Raw genomic sequence first — 15,412 nt, forward strand, 5'->3', positions numbered from 1 at the left:
CGTCAGCTGGAGGAAGAGGTCACGTCCCCTTACAGTTTCCCATAGACCCGCGCGGCCACCGCCTTCAGGCGCTCGACCGATCCGGACTGCGGATGCGGCTTGACCGGGGCGAACAGGATCGAGGCCTGCCGGCCGTTCTTCCAGACGTGGATGTTGACGGCGTTGCCGTTGCCCTTGGTACAGGAATGCTCGCCGAAGGCTTCGCGGCCGAGCTCGGGGATCGCCACGTGCGTGCAGGGGCCTGCGCGCTTCATCATGCCGAGGGCGGTATCGCGCGAGGTCGTGATCACCGCGACGGTCATGGTGTTGGCCTCACGATCGAACATCATGCAGCTGCCTGCTCCGGTCCGCTGCACCGTCAGCGTGCTGTTGTCGAGAAAGCCGTCGGCATCGGCGGCCGTGAGCCACTCGCAATTGCCGAACCGCTCGCTGCTCCTGCTCACATTGCCGACGGCAACGCGCGCGGCTTCGGCGATCGGCGCGAGCAGCGCATCATCGGCACGCCGGCCGATCGGATAGACGCTGATCTGCAGGATGTAATCGCCGGACAGGGCGACGACCGAGGCCTCCTGGCGCTCCGCGCCCGCCGCGCTCGTTCCACCCTGGCCCTCGTCGCCGATTCCGGACACTGCGCTCAGCGGCATGCGTTCGCCAAGCGTCTTGACGAAGGTCGCGTACAATTCCCTGGCGCGGTCCTTGTCGGGATTGCGGAACACGGAGAGCATCATCGTGTCGCCGCGCCCGGCCTGGTAGATGCAGCCGCGGCCGTCCTGGTTCGAAATCAGCGACCATTTCAGCGCCGGCATCGCCCGGGCGAGCTCCTGGGCGCTGATGAACGGGCAGGTTTCGGCCGCGCGCGCGGGAAGCACCGGGGCGGCCGCGATGGCAAGAAATAAAACGAGGCGGGAGAATAGATGATCGATCGTGCGCATCGGAGGAACTTACTATCGAAACGGTGCGCCCGACGAGATGAAAATGAAAAAAATCCTATTATGCAGCCCCCGGTGCCTTCGCCACCGTCAGGTCCTTTAAAAACTGCTCCATGAGCGGCTTGTTGCCAAACCGGCGATAAGAGCGCTCTGCCTCCAACGAAAACGTCGGTTGCGCCCCTACCAAGCTTGCCATCGTCAGCTGCGCCGCTTCTATATCACCGCGCCGCCCTTGCAGCGCAGCCTGGATGAGCAGGCAGTTGGCATCGCGCGGCGCCCTTACAAGGCATTCGGAGATCACGGTAGCCGCCTCATCGCGACGATCAGCGGCGTAAAGAGCCTGGCCATGCACATAGGCGTAATATTCCGGCGCCATGGGATGAAGGCGACGCGCCCGCTCGGCATTGGCAACGGCGTCCGCGTAGTCCCCGAAACGGACTTGTGCTTTTGCCAATGCCATCATGCTGTCCGGGTCATTGGGATTCAGTTCGACGGCGCGCTTGGCGGCCTGCAAGCCGCCCGCATAATCGCCCTGCACCGCCAGCCCGAAGCTGATCACCTGATAGCCGAGCGAGAGATTGGGATCGAGGCGCACAGCCTGGCGCGCTTCGCTAAGACCTAGTTCCAGCTCATGCGCTGTCGCCCGACCACTCGACCTCTTGGCCACATCCGCGATGTAAGTGAGGGCCAAGCCCGCACGGGCGGTGGCATAGGCCGGGTCCATTTCCAGCGCGCGCTGATATAGGCCGCGTGCCTCCATAAGTGCTTCCGCATCCTGGACGCCATGCCGGTATCGATGACGGGCCCGCAGGAGAAGATCGTAAGCCTGAAGGTTGTCGGTCGGACGTTGCGCGGCAGCGATGGCTTCATTTCGGCCGATATACGGCGCGAGCTGGGCGACGATTTCCGTGGTCAGCTCGCTTTGTACGGTGAAGACGTCGGCAACCTGCCTGTCGAAGCTGCGCGACCAAAGGTGCGCGCCCGATTTCACGTCGATCAGCTGCGCCGAGACGCGCAGCCGGTCGCCCTCGCGGCGCGCGCTGCCTTCCACCACGTAGGAAACGCCCAGCTTTGCCCCGAGCTTGCGCATATCGCTGTCTTGCCCGCGCACAGCATAGGTGGAGTCGCGCGCGATGATCTGAAGCTCGGAATTCCTTGCAAGCGCGGTGGTCACATCCTCGGTCAGCCCGTCTGCAAAGTACGATTGGTCCCCACCCATGGTCGCAAAGGGCATGACCGCAACTGACGGCCGCGGGTCGGCGCGGGTCTGGTCGAAAGATAGCGCGGCCGGGAGCCGGCTGACCATCGCCGCCAGGGAAAGTGGTTGGATTTGGGTGCCGATGAGGACAAGGGCTACGGCGGCGACGCCATATGACCAGCGCGCAGCGGTACCGCGTAGAACGCGCGGGACTTTTCGCCAGCGATACCATGATGATTGCGCGCGCCGGACCCGGTAGACATTAAGACGCTCGGGAATGTTTTTGGCGCGCCTGCGGCCCACACGCGCGAACACGTCGCCGCGATTGCGGTCTGCGGCCATGACGACAGCGCCGCTAACAAAGATGCTACCGGGATCGGCCATCGTCTCAAGCCGTGTGGCGACATTAACGCCGTCGCCGTACATGTCGCCATTGTCCTCGATGACATCACCGAGGTTGATGCCTATGCGCAGCTCAAACGGGGCGTTGTCGAACCCTTGCTGGATGGCAGTGCCTGCATCAACGGCTTCGTTGACGCTGGGAAACATCGCCAGAAACCCGTCCCCGGTCTTCTTGAAGATGCGTCCACCATGCTGCGCGACTGTGGGCTCGATCAGATTGTCGAAGACCGTGCGCAGCTCTTTATAGGTGGAGGCCTCGTTTTCGGCCATCATCAGGCTGTAGCTGACGATGTCGGCAGCCATGATCGCGGCGAGCTTGCGTTCCATCAACAGTTTCCCTGTACAGGGGCCAGGCACAACTGGCATTGCGGACATTCTACGCCAGCTTGAAATTAAACCTTCCAACCCGCATGCGGTTATCAACACAGCTCATATATTCGTGAGTAATGAGATCCGTCCGGCGGCGCGCAAGCAGCACCACTCTGCTCATATGGCTGATCCTGAGTTGCCCTGCGGGTTCCCATATGGCGACGGTGAGGCCGGCGCTGGGGTCAGCGGGCCGTCGTCACCGCCCCTGATATTCGGCCCAGCAATCCGTCGTTTCATAGACGCGGACCGCCCACAGCAGTGGCAGGCTGGGCTTCAAGCGGTCCCAGATCCAGACCGCGATGTTCTCGGCGGTCGGATTCGCGAGGCCGTCGACCTCGTTCAGGCACTGGTGGTCCAGCGCCGCCATGATGCCGGCGAAGCTTGCTTCGATATCGAAGAAATCAGCGACGAAGCCGGTGTGCGGGTCGACCTGCCCATCCAGCTGGACCTCGACCCGATAGGAATGACCGTGCAGCCGGCTGCACCGGTGAGTCTCGGGCACGTTTGGCAGCCGATGCGCCGCCTCGAACTTGAACGCCTGCGATATCCTCATCCAGCTCCCCACACGGCATGGCCATCCGGTCTCGGGCCGGTCTGGCGACCAGATGCTGTCCTGTCCTGACCTTTCGGCAAAGAATGGCGCGCCCGGAACGATTCGAACGTCCGACCCTCAGATTCGTAGTCTGATGCTCTATCCAGCTGAGCTACGGGCGCGTGTTTCGCAAACAGCGCGGGCAGGGCCCGCAGGCAGCCCCCGGCGGAGCCGGAGGGGGTGCGAAAGAGCGCTCTGACTAGCCGCTCTTGTCCCGATTGGCAAGGTCCGGGAGGGGGAGTTTTTGCAGGGTAGATGACGGTTTCGGTGTCATTCCGGGATGCCCCGAAGGGGCAGGCCCGGAATCCATAACCCCGACTGGTGGTTATGGATTCCGGGCTCGCGCTACACGCGCCCCGGAATGACGAGAGGTGGGTAGGCGAGGTCCTCGGAAACGAATACCGCACGCTCGGCCGCTGGCCGACTTACGCTCTCTGGCGCTCGTTGCGGATGGAGAGCAGTTCCACGGGACGGTCGGGGATGACTATGCGGAAAGTGGCGCCGATGGTGCCTTCGACCAGGTGGATCTCGCCGCCATGAGCGCGGACCAGCTCGGCGGCGATGGCGAGGCCAAGGCCGCTGCCGCCGGGGCGGCCCGAGGTCTGGAAGGCCTCGAACAGGCGCTCCCGGGTCTTCGGGGGGACGCCGGGGCCGGTGTCGGAGACCTCGAGAATGGCGACGGCGCCTTCGCGCTTCCCGGTGATCCGGATCTGCTGCACGCGCCCCTCACCCGCCGCATGGCTTTCGAGCGCCTGGGCGGCGTTGCGGACGAGGTTGAGCAAGACCCGGAACAGCTGGTCAGGGTCGGCATCGACCGTGAGCCCGCGCTCGATCGCAGCGACCCAGGCGATCGAGGCCTCGTTGGCGAGTCCCGCGGTCTCCCGCACCTCCATCACCACAGGCTCGATCAGGATCATGCGGCGGTCGGGCGCGGCCTCCTGGGCGCGGCCGTAGGACAATGTCGACTGGCAGAAGGCGATGGCGCGCTCGAGCGAGCGGACGAGCTTGGGCGCAAAGCGCTGCACGCGCGGATCCGGCACGCTGGCGAGCTGATCCGACAGCAGCTGGGCCGAGGCGAGCAGATTGCGCAGATCGTGGTTGATCTTGGAGACGGCAAGACCGAGGGCGGCAAGCCGGCTCTTCTGATTCAGCATCGACATCAGGTCGCGCTGCATGTCGGACAATTCGCGCTCGGCGACCCCGATCTCGTCGCTGCGCTGGCTCGGCACGATGATGCCGGCCGAGCTCTCGGGATTCTCGTGGAAGCCGACCAGGCTCGCGGTCAGCCGCCGCATCGGCCGTACGAAGAGATAATGGAGCGCGAGATAGACGAGGCCCGCGGTCAGCACCGCGATGATCAGCGCGACCACGACGAGGTTGCGGGAGAAGCGGTACATCTGCTTCCGCAGCGGCAGCTCATCGGTGACGATCTCGATGAACTGTGCATTGCCGACCCCGGGGCCGACGATGCGGATCGCCTGGTTGCCGGTCTCCAGCATCATCCGGAACGAGCCGGTGATCGCCTCCCAGGCCGTCATGTCGCGCAGGTCGATGTCGTGCTCGATGGCGGCGGGAATGTTGTCGCTGGCGAGCAGCCGGCGCTGCTGGCCCATCTTGATGGCGACGGCGCGGGCATTGATGCTCTTGAGGATCTGCCGCGACAGCGAATCGGGGACCATGCCGAGCGGCGCCGCATCCAGCACCAGCGCCGCGGTGTTGGCCGCCGCGACGCGGTCGTTCAGCCGATTGACCCAGAAATTCGCGATGGCGGGCACGTAGAGCAGCACCGCGGCGATCATCACCAAGGGAATGGTGAGCAGCAGCAGCTTGCCGGACAACCCGAGCCCGCGCGAGCCGCGGGGCCGCGTCGCAGGCTGGTCTGGCTGATCCAGATCCTGGATCGGCTGGCGATCTGTGGCTGGCACGAAACTCGCCCCTGTTGGCCTTGGCTGATGGAGGATGCGACCCGACCGATGTCCGGTCAAATTACGGATCGCTAATCTGCCGAGGTGTGATGTAAGCGCTGATAGCGCGAGTCGCCACCTCAATGGTTAAAAACGCCGCGCAAACAGCGATATTCACCACAATCGCGCGCTTGTGCGGCGTTGACGAAGACAAGGCGCTCCCTTATAAGCCGCGCGAATTGTCCGCGATGACCCGGTGCGACACCGGGAGCGGCTCTCTTGGGGCCGAAAAAGGGCCCGTTTTGGGCCGCATCTTCCGGACTTTACCATCAATTCTACAGGCAAATTGCCCGGTCAGCGGAGAAAAACCCGTGAAGCGGACTTATCAACCCAGCAAACTGGTGCGCAAGCGCCGTCACGGCTTCCGCGCCCGTCTCGCCACTGCCGGCGGCCGCAAGGTTCTCGCCGCCCGCCGCGCCCGCGGCCGCAAGCGTCTGAGCGCCTGAGCCGGACCCCCTTTTTGGGATTTCATCATGGATCGGCTGAGGCAGCGGGCGGATTTCCTCGCCGTTGCCAATGGCGCGCGGGTGAATAGTCCCGCGTTCGTCCTGCAAAGCCGCCGCCGCGATGATTCCGGCCCTGTCAGGATCGGCTTCACCGTCACCAAGAAGAACGGCAACGCCCCCGAGCGCAATCGCATCCGGCGCCGGTTGCGCGAACTGGTGAAGCGGCTCGATCCGACATCGATGCAGCCCCACCATGATTATGTCCTGGTCGGACGAAAGGACGCGCTCTCGCGCGACTTCGCCACCATGCTCGACGATCTGCGCATAGCGTTCACGAAGCCCGCGCGGCATACGGCCAAAGCGCGCGGCCACAGGCCGGGTCACGCCGCAGCGACCAGCCGCAAACCGGATTGATGACGAGACAATCGAGATGACCGACAATCGCAATACCATCCTCGCCGTCATTCTGTCCGGCCTGGTGCTGATCGCCTGGCAGTATTTCTACAACGTGCCGCAGATGGAGAAGCAGCGCGCCCAGCAGCAGGCGCAGTCCGAGCTCCAGAAGGGCAGCACGCCGCAGCCGGGCGCGTCCCCGACGCCGGGCAGCGCGCCGCAGCCCGGCGCGGCCCAGCCGTCGACGCCGGCCGCGAGCCCGCCCCAAGCGGTCGTTTCGCGCGAGACTGCCATTGCAGCGAGCCCGCGCGTCAAGATCGAGACGCCGCGGATCGCCGGCAGCATCTCGCTGAAGGGCGGCCGCATCGACGACATCGCGCTGGTGCAATATCGCGAGACGGTCGATCCGAAATCGCCCCCGATCGTCCTCTATTCGCCGTCGGGCACGGCGGAGCCCTATTACGCCGAGTTCGGCTGGGTCGCGGCGACGGGCGTGACGGCAAAGATGCCGGATGCCCAGACCGTCTGGCAGCAGGAGGGCAGCGGCAGCCTGACGCCGTCGACGCCCGTGGTGCTGAAATGGGACAATGGCGACGGCCTGACCTTCCGCCGCACCATCGCCGTCGACGATCATTATCTCTTCACCATCAAGGACGAGGTGAGCAATGTCGGCAACGCGCCCGTCACGCTCTATCCGTTCGCGCTGATCTCGCGCCACGGCGCGCCGCATGTCTCCGGCTACTATATCCTGCATGAGGGCCTGATCGGCTATCTGGGCGAACACAGGCTGCAGGAATATGCCTACAGCAAGATCGACGAAGCCAAGCAGGTGAACTTCAAGGCCACCAATGGCTGGCTCGGCATCACCGACAAATACTGGGCCTCCGCGCTGCTGCCGGATACCAACGCCCAGCTCCAGGCACGTTTCTCGTCGAACCCGGTCGGTAAGGTCCATACCTACCAGACCGACTATCTGCTCGACCCCGTCACCGTCGCGATCGGCGGCACCGCGACGGCCAACGCGCGGCTGTTCGCAGGCGCCAAGGAAGCCGGCGTGGTCGGCATCAACTTCCCGCTCGCAGGCCTCGGCGGCTACAACAAGGCGCTCGGCCTCAACCAGTTCGACCTGCTGATCGACTGGGGCTGGTTCTACTTCCTCACCAAGCCGATGTTCCTCGGCCTCGACTTCTTCTTCCGCTTCTTCGGCAATTTCGGCGTCTCGATCCTGCTGGTGACGGTGATCGTGAAGCTGTTGTTCTTCCCGCTGGCGAACAAATCCTACGCCTCAATGGCGAAGATGAAGTCGATCCAGCCGCAGCTGCTGGCGCTGAAGGAGCGCTATCCCGACGACAAGGTGAAGCAGCAGCAGGAGATGATGGAGATCTACCGCAAGGAGAAGATCAATCCGGTCGCCGGCTGTCTTCCCGTGCTGATCCAGATCCCGGTATTCTTCGCGCTCTACAAGGTGCTGTTCGTCACCATCGAGATGCGGCACGCGCCGTTCTTCGGCTGGATCAAGGACCTCTCGGCGCCGGATCCGACCAATCTGTTCAACCTGTTCGGGCTGATCCCGTTCGATCCGACCACGATTCCGGTGTTCGGCTATTACCTCGCGCTCGGCATCTGGCCGATCATCATGGGCATCACGATGTGGATCCAGATGAAGCTGAATCCGACGCCGCCGGATCCGACCCAGCAGATCATCTTCAACTGGATGCCGCTGATCTTCACCTTCATGCTGGCGGGATTCCCGGCGGGCCTTGTTATCTACTGGGCCTGGAACAACCTGCTCTCGGTGATCCAGCAGGGCTACATCATGCGCCGCAACGGCGTGAAGGTGGAGCTGTTCGACAACATTCGGAACTCGTTCAAAAAAAAAGTGACGACTGAGGCGACGTAAGCGTCATTGCGAACTGAGCTGCCTCCACGTCGTCATGCCCGGGCTTGTCCCGGGCATCCACGTTTTGGAAGCTTGCTCCGTGAAGACGTGGATGGCCGGGACAAGCCCGGCCATGACGCGAGGATAGACTTTCAGATGACCGACAAGTCAGACGACAAGCTGATCGAGGCCGGGCGAAAGCTGTTCGCCCGCGACTGGCAGTTCATCTGGGCCTCGCCTTCGATCGAAACGCTGCCGCCGATGGCGGGGCTGGAGATCGCCTTTGCCGGGCGCTCCAACGTCGGCAAGTCGAGCCTGATCAACGCGCTCACGGGACGCAACGCGCTGGCGCGCACCTCGCATACGCCGGGCCGCACCCAGGAGCTGATCTTCTTCGAGGTCCCCGGCAAGAACGACCTGCGCCTCGTCGACATGCCCGGCTACGGCTATGCCAAGGCGCCGAAGAGCCAGGTCGCGTCCTGGACCGAGCTAATCCACAGATTCCTGCTGGGACGCGCCAGTCTCGCGCGCGTCTACGTGCTGATCGATGCGCGGCACGGGATCAAGGATGTCGACCTCGAGGTGCTAAAGACGCTCGACCGCTCCGCCGTCAGCTATCAGATCGTGCTGACCAAGGCCGACCAGGTGAAGGCCGCCGAGCTGCAAGCGCGCATCGCCGAGACTGAGGCCGCGCTCGCCAAGCATCCGGCGGCGTTCCCGAACGTGCTCGCGACCTCGTCGCGCAGCGCGACCGGCATGGCCGAGCTTCGCGCCGCGATGGCGAAGCTGCTGGAAGAGCGGGCCTCGTGATGCTGACGCAGCGCCTGCTGATCGGGCTTGCCGGCTTGATGGGTGCGGCCGGCGTCGCGCTGGCCGCCGCGTCCGCCCATGGCGCGGACGCGAGCCGTCTTGCCTCCGCCAGCGCCATGCTGCTGTTTCATGCAAGTGCCATGCTCGCGACCATCGCCTTGCTCGCGCGCGGCCTTCTGCACGACGGAATTGGACTCATGGCGGCGTTCGGCTTCGCGATCGGTGCCGCGCTGTTCGCAGGCGACCTCACCTTGCGGCAATATGCCGGGCACGCGCTGTTTCCGATGGCGGCGCCGACGGGCGGGATGGTGATGATTGCGAGCTGGCTGGCGGTAAGCGTGGCGGCGGTGGCGGCGAAAAGGTGATGCTATCGTGTCCCGGACGCGGTGCGGCACGCAGTGACGCTCCGCAGAGCCGGGACCCAGAAGCGACATGGGCCCCGGCTCTGCAGCGCACCGCTTAAGGAGCGTTGCGCTGCGTCCGGGGCACCAAGACTGCTTTGCGCTGTCCCCGCCAATCGGATAGAACGCGCACCATTCGATCCGCCAGCGAGACCGCGACATGACCGACATCTCTCCGCTCGACCAGGCCCGCATCCTGTCCGAAGCGCTGCCGCACATGCAGCAATATGACGAGGAAACCATCGTCATCAAATACGGCGGCCATGCCATGGGCGACGAGGAGACCGCGAAGAACTTTGCCCGCGACATCGTGCTCTTGGAGCAGACCGCGATCAATCCGGTGGTGGTGCATGGCGGCGGGCCGCAGATCGCGACCATGCTCAAGCGTCTTGGGATCGTCTCGGAATTCGCCGCGGGCCTGCGCATCACCGATGCCGCGACCATCGAGATCGTCGAGATGGTGCTCGCCGGCTCCGTCAACAAGCAGATCGTCGGCTACATCAACGAGGCCGGCGGCAAGGCGGTGGGCCTGTCCGGCAAGGACGGCAACATGGTGAAGGCGACCAAGACGACGCGCACCATCGTCGATCCGGACTCGCACATCGAGAAGGCGGTCGACCTCGGCTTCGTCGGCGATCCTGAAAAGGTCGACCTCACTTTGCTCAACCAGCTGATCGGCTACGAGCTGATCCCGGTGCTGGCGCCGCTCGCGACCTCCAAGGAAGGCCAGACGCTGAACATCAACGCCGACACCTTTGCAGGGGCCGTCGCCGGCGCGCTGAAAGCCAAGCGCCTGCTGCTGCTCACCGACGTGCCCGGCGTGCTCGACAAGTCGAAGAAGCTGATCCCGCAGCTCTCGGTGAAGGACGCGCGAAAACTGATCGCCGACGGCACCATCTCCGGCGGCATGATCCCGAAGGTCGAGACCTGCATCTACGCGCTGGAGCAGGGCGTCGAGGGCGTCGTCATCATCGACGGCAAGATGCAGCACGCGGTGCTGCTCGAGCTCTTCACCAACCAGGGCACGGGCACGCTGATCCACAAGTGAGAGACGAGCAGCGAAGAAGAGAGGGCGTCATGCCCGGGCTTGTCCCGGGCATCCACGTTCTTTCTTTGCCGAAGCGAGACGTGGATGGCCGGGACAAGCCCGGCCATGACGACCGGAGAAAGTCGAAACACCGCCGCTCCCGCCTCACCCGCTTCCTGATGTCGCTGCCGGCGGCCGCTGTCTCCTTCTTCTTCTCCTCCGCGCCAGCGATCGCCGACCTCAAGATCTGCAACCGCATGTCCTATGTGGTCGAGGCCGCGATCGGCATCGACGACAAGGCGGCCACCGCGACGCGCGGCTGGTTCAGGATCGATCCCGCGGCCTGCCGCGTGGTGGTGCAGGGCACGCTGACCGCGGACCGCATCCTGCTCAACGCGCGCGCGCTCGGCGTCTACGGCGCGTCCCCGATCCCGCAAAGCGGCAACGACATGCTGTGCGTCGCGCAGGACAATTTCGTCATCGCGGCGGCGCGGCAGTGCCGCAGCGGCCAGACGCAGGTTCCCTTCACGCAGGTGACGCCGACGCAAAGCCCGGACGGCAACCTCGTCGCTTATCTCGCCGAGGATTCCGAATATGACGACGAGCAGGCGCGCCTCGCCGGCATCCAGCGGCTCCTGGTGATCGCAGGCTACGACGCCGCGCCGATCGACGGCGTCGATGGGCCGAAGACGCAGAGCGCGCTGGCCGCATTCCTGAAGAGCCGGGGCTTGTCGTCCGACATCGTAGGCTCGCAGAACTTCTTCAAGACCATGGTAGATGCGGTGCAGACGCCGTCCGCGACTGGCCTCACCTGGTGCAACGACACGCCGCACAAGGTGATGGCGGCGATCGCGACCGACGACGGCAAGGCCGTGACCAGCCGCGGCTGGTATCGCATCGATCCCAAGACCTGCCTGCACCCCGATGTGACCGGCCAGCCGAAGCAGATCTTCAGCTTCGCGGAAGCGGTCGACGCCGACAACCGAATCGTCAAGCTGAAGGACAAGCCGCTGAATTGGGGCGGCGACAGGCAGCTCTGCACACGCGAGACCAAGTTCGAGACCAGCGAGCAGACCGATTGCGGCGCGCGCGGCTTTGCGGCAACGGGCTTCAGCGCGGTAGACATGTCGACCGGCGGCAAGACGCTGCGCTTTGCCGTACCGTGAGCGAGAGACTTGTGATGAGCCCACCCCGCAGCTTCAGCCATGTCGACACCTGGGTGTTCGACCTCGACAACACGCTCTATCCGCATCACGTCAATCTGTGGCAGCAGGTCGATGCGCGGATCGGGGAGTTCGTCTGCAACTGGCTGAATGTCGGCCCGGAGGAAGCGCGGGCGATCCAGAAAGATTATTATCACCGCTTCGGCACCACGATGCGCGGCATGATGACCCTGCACGGCGTCTCCGCCGACGACTACCTCGCCTATGTCCACAAGATCGACCACTCGCCGCTGGAGCCGAATCCGGCGCTCGGTGCGGCCATCGCAAAGCTGCCGGGCCGCAAGCTGATCCTCACCAACGGCTCGGTCGACCATGTCGATGCCGTGCTGGCGCGGCTCGGCTTCGCCGGCCATTTCGACGGCGTGTTCGACATCATCGCCGCCGAGTTCGAACCGAAACCGGCGGAGCAGACCTACCGCAAGTTCCTCGGCCAGCATGCGGTCGATCCGACCCGCGCCGCCATGTTCGAGGACCTCGCCCGCAACCTCACTGTCCCGCACCAGCTCGGCATGACCACCGTGCTGGTGGTGCCTGACGGCACCAAGGAGGTGGTGCGCGAGGACTGGGAGCTGGAAGGCCGCGACGCCGCCCATGTCGACCACGTCACGGATGATCTGGCGGGGTTTTTGGCGGGGCTGTCGCCCCAATGACCGAAGTCATCCCGGGGCGCGAAGCGAGCCCGGGATCCATAACCACAGGGAGTGGTTGTGGCGCGAGATCGATAACTCCGAGTCCTCGCCAAATGACCGCCTGTGGTTATGGGTCCCGGGCTCGCGCTTCGCGCGCCCCGGGACGATAGTGGAGTTTGCCTTGACTCCACCCCTGCAAATCCCGAAAAAGCGCTCCAATTCTCGCGAAACCACGCGCTTCCCAGAGGAAATCCCGATGTCTCTTGCAGCCCTCGAATCCACCATCAACAGCGCCTTCGACGCGCGGGACGGCATCTCGACCTCGACCAAGGGCGAGGTGCGCGAGGCCGTGGACCAGGCGCTGGAGACCCTGGACAAGGGCGAGGCCCGCGTTGCCGAGCGCGGCAGCGACGGCAAGTGGAAGGTCAATCAATGGCTGAAGAAGGCCGTGCTGCTGTCGTTCCGCCTCAACGACATGGACGTCATTGGCGGCGGCCCCGGCAAGGCGAGCTGGTGGGACAAGGTGCCCTCGAAGTTCGAAGGCTGGGGCCCGAACCGCTTTCGCGATGCCGGTTTTCGCGCGGTGCCGGGCGCGGTGGTGCGCCGCTCGGCCTTCATTGCCAAGAACGTCGTCTTGATGCCGTCCTTCGTCAATCTCGGCGCCTATGTCGATGAGAGCACGATGGTCGACACCTGGGCCACCGTCGGCTCCTGTGCGCAGATCGGCAAGCGCGTGCACATTTCCGGCGGCGCCGGCATCGGCGGCGTGCTCGAGCCGCTGCAGGCCGAGCCTGTCATCATCGAGGACGATTGCTTCATCGGCGCGCGCTCGGAAGTCGCCGAAGGCGTGATCGTGCGCAAGGGCGCGGTGCTGGCGATGGGCGTGTTCCTGGGAGCCTCGACCAAGATCGTCGACCGCGAGACCGGCGAGGTCTTCATGGGCGAAGTGCCGGAATATTCGGTGGTGGTGCCCGGCGCTCTGCCCGGCAAGCCGATGAAGAACGGCCAGATCGGCCCGAGCACCGCCTGCGCCGTCATCGTCAAGCGCGTCGACGAGCGCACGCGCTCCAAGACCAGCATCAACGAGCTGCTGCGGGATTGATGCCAGGCGAGTAGCGAGTAGCCAGTGGCGAATAGGGCGCGGACCCTCTTCCCCATTCGCCATTCACCATTCGCTGCTAGGATCGAACCCACCCACTCTCCATGGCGACCAATGTCCGGGCGGCTCCGTTCCGCCCGGAGCCACTCGCATGGATTGGACTTGGTACCTTTTCCGCTTCGACGGGCGCATTGGCCGCGCCAAATTCTGGCTGGCCGGGCTGATCATCCTCTGCTGGATGATCTTCATGGCGGCAATCGCGGTCGCGTTCGGCGCCGGCTCGTTCGCCATTTCAATCAGCGACATCTTCAAGGTGCTCGACCCAGACACTTATCGCGCGCTGTCGCGCGCCGATCTCCCGCTGGTCCTGACCAAGCTGATCGGCACGCCACTGTTCACGTGGGTGTTCGCCGCGACCTTCGTCAAGCGTCTCCACGACCGCGACAAGTCCGCCTGGTGGCTGCTCGCCTACTTCGTGATGCCTGGTCTGTTCAAGCAGTTCGAAGAGCGACTTCCAGACAGTTACTGGATAGCGCCCATCGCGCTGGCCTGTTTCGTCCTACCCCTAGCCGGCTTCGTCGAGACCGGCTTCCTGCGCGGCACCCGGGGGCCCAATCGGTTCGGTCCGGATCCGTTGGCCCAGAACGACTCCTCGCTGACCCCGCCTGCGAGACGCTGGGACCAGGGCCGCGAGATCGAAATTGTCCCGCTCCATGCTAGCCCACCCGGCGGCATGCATGTTAAGCGAGGCGCATGACCGATGCTCTCTCCATTGCCCGCGACCTGATCCGTTGCCCTTCAGTCACTCCGGCCGATGCCGGCGCGCTCGGGGTGCTCGAAAAAATCCTGGGCGCTGCCGGTTTCACCTGTCACCGCGTGACCTTCAGCGAGCCTGGTACCGCCGACGTCGACAATCTCTATGCGCGGATCGGCACGGAAAGTCCGCACATCACCTTTGCCGGCCACACCGATGTGGTGCCGCCCGGCGACGAGAGCGCCTGGAGCGTCGGGGCGTTCTCCGGAGAGGTGAAAGAGGGCGTGCTGCATGGCCGCGGCGCGGTCGATATGAAGGGCGGCATCGCCTGCTCGGTCGCGGCGGTGCTGGAGCATCTCGCCGCCAACGGCGGCAAGCCGCGCAGCGACGGTAAGGGCTCGATCTCGTTCCTGATCACCGGCGACGAGGAAGACGTCTCGATCAACGGCACCATCAAATTGCTCAAATGGGCCGCCGAGCGCGGCGAGAAATTCGACCACTGCGTGCTCGGCGAGCCTTCCAACGTCGAGACGCTCGGCGACACCATCAAGATCGGCCGGCGCGGCTCGCAATCCGGCACGCTCGTCGTCGACGGCGTGCAGGGCCACGTCGCCTATCCGCACCGCGCCTCCAATCCGGTGCCGGACATCTCGCGGCTGATCGTCGCGATCTCCGACGAGCCGCTCGACCATGGCAGCGCGCAATTCCAGGCGTCCAATCTCGAATTCGTCTCGGTCGACGTCGGCAACAAGGCCTTCAACGTCATCCCCGGCGAGGCCCGCGCAAGATTCAACATCCGCTACAACGACAACCACACCCAGGCGAGCTTGCGTGAATTGGTCGAGACGCGTCTCGCCAAAGCCTGCGGCAACCGCATCAAGGCCCGCATCGTGTGGGAGCCCTCCAACTCGAACGTGTTCGTGACCAAGCCGGGGCCGTTCACCGATCTCGCGGTCTCCGCGATCGAGGAGGTGACGGGGCGCAAGCCCGAGCTGTCGACCTCAGGCGGCACGTCGGATGCGCGGTTTATTTCCTTCTATTGCCCCGTGATCGAGTTCGGTCTGGTCGGGCAGACCATGCACCAGGTCGACGAACGCGTGCCGGTGGCGGATTTGGAGAGGTTGACGAAGGTGTATCGCGGGATCTTGGCGCGGTATTTTGCTTGAGGCACTGTTGCCTCCACAAACACGACCGTCATCGCCCGGCTTGACCGGGCGATCCAGTATTCCAGAGACGGCAGTGATTGAGCCGAGAGGCCGCGGCGTACTGGATGCCCCGGTCAAGCCGGGGCATGACA

At 64.6% G+C, this 15,412-nt stretch carries 15 protein-coding genes and 1 tRNA gene; 11 read left to right on the forward strand and 5 right to left on the reverse strand.

The features are described 5' to 3' along the window. Nucleotides 1-29: 29 nt before the first annotated feature. From ABIA40_RS27580 to ABIA40_RS27600, 5 genes are all read right to left on the reverse strand, one after another. Complete coding sequence (locus tag ABIA40_RS27580) at nucleotides 30-932, reverse strand: hypothetical protein (protein WP_404544307.1); 903 nt, start codon at nucleotides 930-932, stop codon at nucleotides 30-32. A gap of 58 nt (nucleotides 933-990) precedes the next feature. After that, complete coding sequence (locus tag ABIA40_RS27585) at nucleotides 991-2,856, reverse strand: tetratricopeptide repeat protein (RefSeq protein ID WP_271539455.1); 1,866 nt, start codon at nucleotides 2,854-2,856, stop codon at nucleotides 991-993. Nucleotides 2,857-3,094: 238 nt separating this feature from the next. Then, entirely contained in the window at nucleotides 3,095-3,451 is a 357-nt protein-coding gene (queD, locus tag ABIA40_RS27590) for a 6-carboxytetrahydropterin synthase QueD (protein ID WP_404544310.1), read from the reverse strand. Between the two features lie 84 nt (nucleotides 3,452-3,535). Further along, nucleotides 3,536-3,612, reverse strand: a tRNA-Arg gene (locus ABIA40_RS27595). 303 nt (nucleotides 3,613-3,915) lie between these two features. Continuing rightward, nucleotides 3,916-5,415: a HAMP domain-containing sensor histidine kinase gene (locus tag ABIA40_RS27600; protein WP_275498345.1), complete on the reverse strand. Its 1,500-nt coding sequence runs from the start codon at nucleotides 5,413-5,415 to the stop codon at nucleotides 3,916-3,918. Between the two features lie 350 nt (nucleotides 5,416-5,765). On the opposite strand from ABIA40_RS27600, the gene rpmH reads away from it, so the two are divergent. From rpmH to dapE, 11 genes are all read left to right on the forward strand, one after another. After that, complete coding sequence (gene rpmH, locus ABIA40_RS27605; RefSeq protein ID WP_008542748.1) at nucleotides 5,766-5,900, forward strand: 50S ribosomal protein L34; 135 nt, start codon at nucleotides 5,766-5,768, stop codon at nucleotides 5,898-5,900. A gap of 27 nt (nucleotides 5,901-5,927) precedes the next feature. Continuing rightward, nucleotides 5,928-6,314, forward strand: coding sequence for a ribonuclease P protein component (gene rnpA / locus ABIA40_RS27610; RefSeq protein WP_109145452.1), 387 nt, complete (start codon nucleotides 5,928-5,930; stop codon nucleotides 6,312-6,314). A gap of 16 nt (nucleotides 6,315-6,330) precedes the next feature. Then, nucleotides 6,331-8,193, forward strand: coding sequence for a membrane protein insertase YidC (gene yidC / locus ABIA40_RS27615; protein WP_275507855.1), 1,863 nt, complete (start codon nucleotides 6,331-6,333; stop codon nucleotides 8,191-8,193). Nucleotides 8,194-8,328: 135 nt separating this feature from the next. Further along, a complete protein-coding gene (gene yihA, locus ABIA40_RS27620) occupies nucleotides 8,329-8,982 on the forward strand; it encodes a ribosome biogenesis GTP-binding protein YihA/YsxC (protein ID WP_404544314.1) in 654 nt (217 codons plus the stop codon). Then, nucleotides 8,982-9,347: a DUF423 domain-containing protein gene (locus tag ABIA40_RS27625; protein ID WP_404546369.1), complete on the forward strand. Its 366-nt coding sequence runs from the start codon at nucleotides 8,982-8,984 to the stop codon at nucleotides 9,345-9,347. Before yihA ends, ABIA40_RS27625 begins: the two co-directional genes overlap by 1 nt. Before the next feature lie 196 nt (nucleotides 9,348-9,543). Further along, complete coding sequence (gene argB / locus ABIA40_RS27630) at nucleotides 9,544-10,431, forward strand: acetylglutamate kinase (protein ID WP_130363552.1); 888 nt, start codon at nucleotides 9,544-9,546, stop codon at nucleotides 10,429-10,431. A 158-nt stretch (nucleotides 10,432-10,589) separates the two neighbouring features. Continuing rightward, the gene (locus ABIA40_RS27635; protein WP_404546371.1) at nucleotides 10,590-11,576 is read left to right on the forward strand and encodes a DUF1036 domain-containing protein; all 987 of its coding nucleotides are present in this window, start codon (nucleotides 10,590-10,592) and stop codon (nucleotides 11,574-11,576) included. Nucleotides 11,577-11,590: 14 nt separating this feature from the next. After that, on the forward strand, nucleotides 11,591-12,283 hold the full coding sequence (locus ABIA40_RS27640) for a pyrimidine 5'-nucleotidase (RefSeq protein WP_404544316.1): 693 nt from the start codon (nucleotides 11,591-11,593) through the stop codon (nucleotides 12,281-12,283). A gap of 235 nt (nucleotides 12,284-12,518) precedes the next feature. Further along, nucleotides 12,519-13,364, forward strand: coding sequence for a 2,3,4,5-tetrahydropyridine-2,6-dicarboxylate N-succinyltransferase (dapD, locus tag ABIA40_RS27645; protein WP_157283364.1), 846 nt, complete (start codon nucleotides 12,519-12,521; stop codon nucleotides 13,362-13,364). A gap of 148 nt (nucleotides 13,365-13,512) precedes the next feature. Further along, complete coding sequence (locus tag ABIA40_RS27650; RefSeq protein ID WP_404544319.1) at nucleotides 13,513-14,118, forward strand: DUF805 domain-containing protein; 606 nt, start codon at nucleotides 13,513-13,515, stop codon at nucleotides 14,116-14,118. Further along, on the forward strand, nucleotides 14,115-15,281 hold the full coding sequence (gene dapE, locus ABIA40_RS27655; protein ID WP_271539470.1) for a succinyl-diaminopimelate desuccinylase: 1,167 nt from the start codon (nucleotides 14,115-14,117) through the stop codon (nucleotides 15,279-15,281). Before ABIA40_RS27650 ends, dapE begins: the two co-directional genes overlap by 4 nt. Nucleotides 15,282-15,412: the final 131 nt, after the last annotated feature.

Origin of the sequence: Bradyrhizobium sp. USDA 223, assembly GCF_044909005.1 — a bacterium.
Classification (GTDB): Bacteria; Pseudomonadota; Alphaproteobacteria; order Rhizobiales; family Xanthobacteraceae; genus Bradyrhizobium; species Bradyrhizobium yuanmingense.